At 59.7% G+C, this 3,887-nt stretch carries 1 protein-coding gene; it reads left to right on the forward strand.

Annotated elements, in window-relative coordinates:
* Window positions 1-3,887: non-ribosomal peptide synthetase (locus AP428_RS29540; protein ID WP_156349358.1), on the forward strand; the 3,887-nt coding region annotated here is incomplete at both ends.

A 3,887-nucleotide genomic window follows, 5' to 3' on the forward strand; every position in this document is an offset into this window, starting at 1 on the left:
CCCATAATCCCGATCCCCTGGCCCTCGGCCTGTCCTCGCACAATCTCGCCTACGTCATCTATACCTCCGGTTCCACCGGCACGCCCAAGGGCGTGATGAATCCGCACGTGGGCGTCGTCAACCGGCTGTTGTGGGGACAACATGAATACCCGCTGACGAGCAAAGACCGAGTCCTGCAAAAGACTCCCTTCAGCTTTGATCCTTCGGTGTTCGAGTTCTTTTGGCCCCTCCTCGCCGGCGGCCAGTTGGTCATGGCCCGCCCCGGGGCACACCAAGACATCGACTACCTGACGCAGACACTGGAACAATACGGGATCACCGTCATTCACTTTGTCTCTTCGATGCTGCCGCTGTTCATCGAGAAGGCGAAGCAACAACCCTTGACCACGCTTGAGCGCGTGATAGTGGGCGGCGACACGCTACCCTATCCGGTTCAACAGCAGTTCCACACGCACTTGCCCGATGTCATGCTGTTGAATTTGTATGGCCCTACGGAGACCGCCATTGAGGTGACGCACTGGCAATGCCGGCCAGATAGTCATATCGGCACCGTGCCCATCGGTTACCCAATCGCCAACACGCAGATTTATATCGTGGACCAGCACATGCAGCCGGTTCCCGTGAACGTAGTCGGTGAAATCTATATCGGTGGCATTCAAGTTTCCCGTGGCTATTTGAACCGTCCCGATCTCACCGCCGAACGTTTCGTGCCAGACTCGTTCATCCAAGAACCCGGTCGACGCCTTTATCGCACCGGCGATCTTGGCCGCTGGCTGCCGGATGGCGCCATCGAATACCTAGGTCGCAACGACTTCCAGGTCAAAATTCGCGGCCTGCGCATTGAGCTTGGCGAAATCGAAACACGACTCGCCGAGTGCGCGGGCGTCCAGCAATGCGTCGTTCTCGTTCGCGAGGACCGCCAAGGAGACAAGCGGCTCGTTGCGTACTATGTACCGCAAGAAGGGGCTGCACCCAGTGCTTCGGCGTTGAGAGCCCAACTGGCAGAGAAATTGACTGAGCATATGGTGCCCAGCGCTTTCGTGTGTCTCGATGCATTGCCGTTTACACCGAACGGCAAGCTAGACCGGCAGCGCCTCCCTGTACCGGATCTCACTTCCGTCGCCACTCAAGTCTATGTGTCACCCGAGGGGAAAACAGAGCAAGCCGTCGTACAGGTGTGGCAAAACCTCTTGGCGCTCGAGCGCGTTGGCCGAGAAGACCATTTCTTCGAACTTGGCGGTCATTCGCTACTAGCCATCCAAGTCGTTTCCCGTCTCAACGAATTGCTTGACGCGGACATCCCGCTCAGCGAGCTGTTCACTCATCCGATCGTCAAGAACTTCGCCGCGGCAGCGGACCGCGCACCGCGCGCAAGGCCCTCGCCGATAGTGCCGGTCGATCGCTCACGCCCACTTCCATTGTCCTGGGCGCAACAACGCTTGTGGTTCCTCGATCAGCTCGATCATTCGATCAGCGTCGCCTACCACATGTCTGAAGGCCTGCGGTTGCGCGGGCATTTGGATCGAGCCGCGCTGCAGGCGACTTTCGACCGCATCGTGGCGCGACATGAAAATCTGCGTACTACGTTTATCAGCAGCTCAGACGAACCGGTACAGAGGATTGCGCCTGCGGACGTGGGATTTGCGCTGCAAGAGGAAGACTTGCGCGCACTGTCCGAAGCAGAACGCGCGTACGTAATCGGGCAGCGATGCGAGGCGGAAGTCATACAGCCGTTCGATCTGTCCGAGGGACCGCTTATGCGGGCCCGTCTGCTACGCCTGCAAGATGACGACCATCTTCTGCTCATCACGCAACACCACATTGTGTCTGACGGGTGGTCCGTCGGCCTGCTCATCCAGGAAGTAATCGCGCTTTACACCGCATTTTGCCAAGGGAAGCAAGATCCGCTGCCCCCCCTGCCGATTCAGTATGCAGACTACGCGGCATGGCAACAGCAATGGTTGCAGGGCGACGTGCTGCAACGGCAAATCGACTTCTGGAAAGACTATCTCGCGGGCGCGCCTACGCTGCTGCAGCTGCCGGCCGATCGTCCTCGCCCGGCCATTCAACGTCATGTCGGAAGCCGGTTGCCATTCGCACTGGATGCGAAGACGACTGCAGGTTTGCACTCGCTGTCGACACGTCACGGCACGACCCTGTTCATGACGCTGCTGGCGGGATGGGCCATTCTGCTTTCACGCGTGAGCGGACAGGACGATGTGGTCGTCGGTACGCCAGTTGCCAACCGCCAGCGTGCCGAAATCGAATCGCTGATCGGCTTTTTCGTCAACGCACTGGCGCTACGCGTAAAACTCGACGGAGATCCCAATGTGGCCGACCTACTCGCACGCGTGAAAGAAAGCAGCGTTGCCGCGTATGCACATCAGGATCTGCCGTTTGAACAGGTTGTCGAAGCGCTGCAGCCACCGCGCAGTCTGAGTCACAATCCATTGTTCCAGGCCAACCTCACGCTCGAAAATGTTCCGACTGAGCAAAAACTGACACTGCCCGGTCTGGATGTCGAAACAGTTGAGTTGCCGCACCTGACGACACAATTCGATTTGGCGCTTCATCTCATGGAGCGAGACGACGTCATAGAAGGTCGCTTCTACTATTCGAGCGACCTGTTCGACGCCGCGACGATCGAACGGCTCGCCGAGCAGTTCCAGGTGCTGCTGCAAGGCATGGTCGACGACGACACCCAGCGCGTCAGCCGCCTGCCTCTGCTCAGCACTGCCGAGCGCGAACGCATCCTTGTCTCGTTCAACCGCACCGCGCGCGCGTTCCCGCACGAGGCGCTCATCCATCAGCTGTTCGAAGAACAGGTCCGCCTCCAGCCCGATGCCATCGCCGTCATCCATGAAGCGCACTCCATCAGCTATGCCGCGCTGAACGAACGCGCCAACCAGATCGCCCACCACCTCGTCGGCCTCGGCCTGCGCCCCGATGACCGCGTCGCGATCTGCGTCGAGCGTAGCATCGATATGGTCGCCGGCCTGCTGGGCATTCTCAAGGCCGGCGCCTGCTATGTCCCGCTCGACCCCGCCTACCCGGCCGAGCGTCTCTCGCACATGTTGCGCGATAGTGCACCGGCCGCGCTGCTCACTCAACGGGCGCTGCTCGATGCGCTGCCCCAGCACACCGTGCCCGTGCTCCTGCTCGACGATCCCGATGCCGCAGCCATGCTGCGCGCCTACCCGGCTCACAATCCCGATCCCCTGACCCTCGGCCTGTCCTCGCACAATCTCGCCTACGTCATCTACACCTCCGGCTCCACCGGCACGCCTAAGGGTGTCATGGTCGAGCATCGCGGTGTATTGAATCTGTGGCTAGCGCTAGAAAACACCGTATTCGGCGAGGTGCCTGATGCCATGCGAGTGGGCCAGAACGCCGCGCTGTCTTTCGATGCGTCGGTGCAAGCGTTCCTGCAGTTGCTTTCTGGACGGACCATGGTGCTGTTTCCACAAGCCATCCGCAGAGACAGCGCTGCCTTTCTTGAATATCTACGCAAACATAAAGTGGAAGCATTTGACTGCACACCGTCGCAATTGGAGTTTCTAATCAACGACGGTGTACTTGGGCAAGACGCACTGAACCCAAAGGTCATTCTCATCGGCGGGGAGGCGATTGGTGATGAGCTTTGGCAGCGTCTGGCATCCCTGAGATCCACTCGCGTGTACAACCTGTACGGTCCCACTGAGTGCACTGTTGAATCGGTAATCGCACACGTTTCACGCGATGGGCGTAAACCCCACATTGGCCGGCCGATCGCCAATACGCAGGTCTACCTCCTGGATGGGCAAGGCCAGCCGGTACCGATCGGGGTGACCGGCGAAATCCATATCGGCGGCGTCGGCCTCGCTCGCGGCTACCTCGGTCAACCCGAG

It is taken from the genome of Burkholderia sp. E168m22, assembly GCF_001319805.1.
In the GTDB taxonomy this organism is placed as follows: Bacteria; Pseudomonadota; Gammaproteobacteria; order Burkholderiales; family Burkholderiaceae; genus Burkholderia; species Burkholderia orbicola.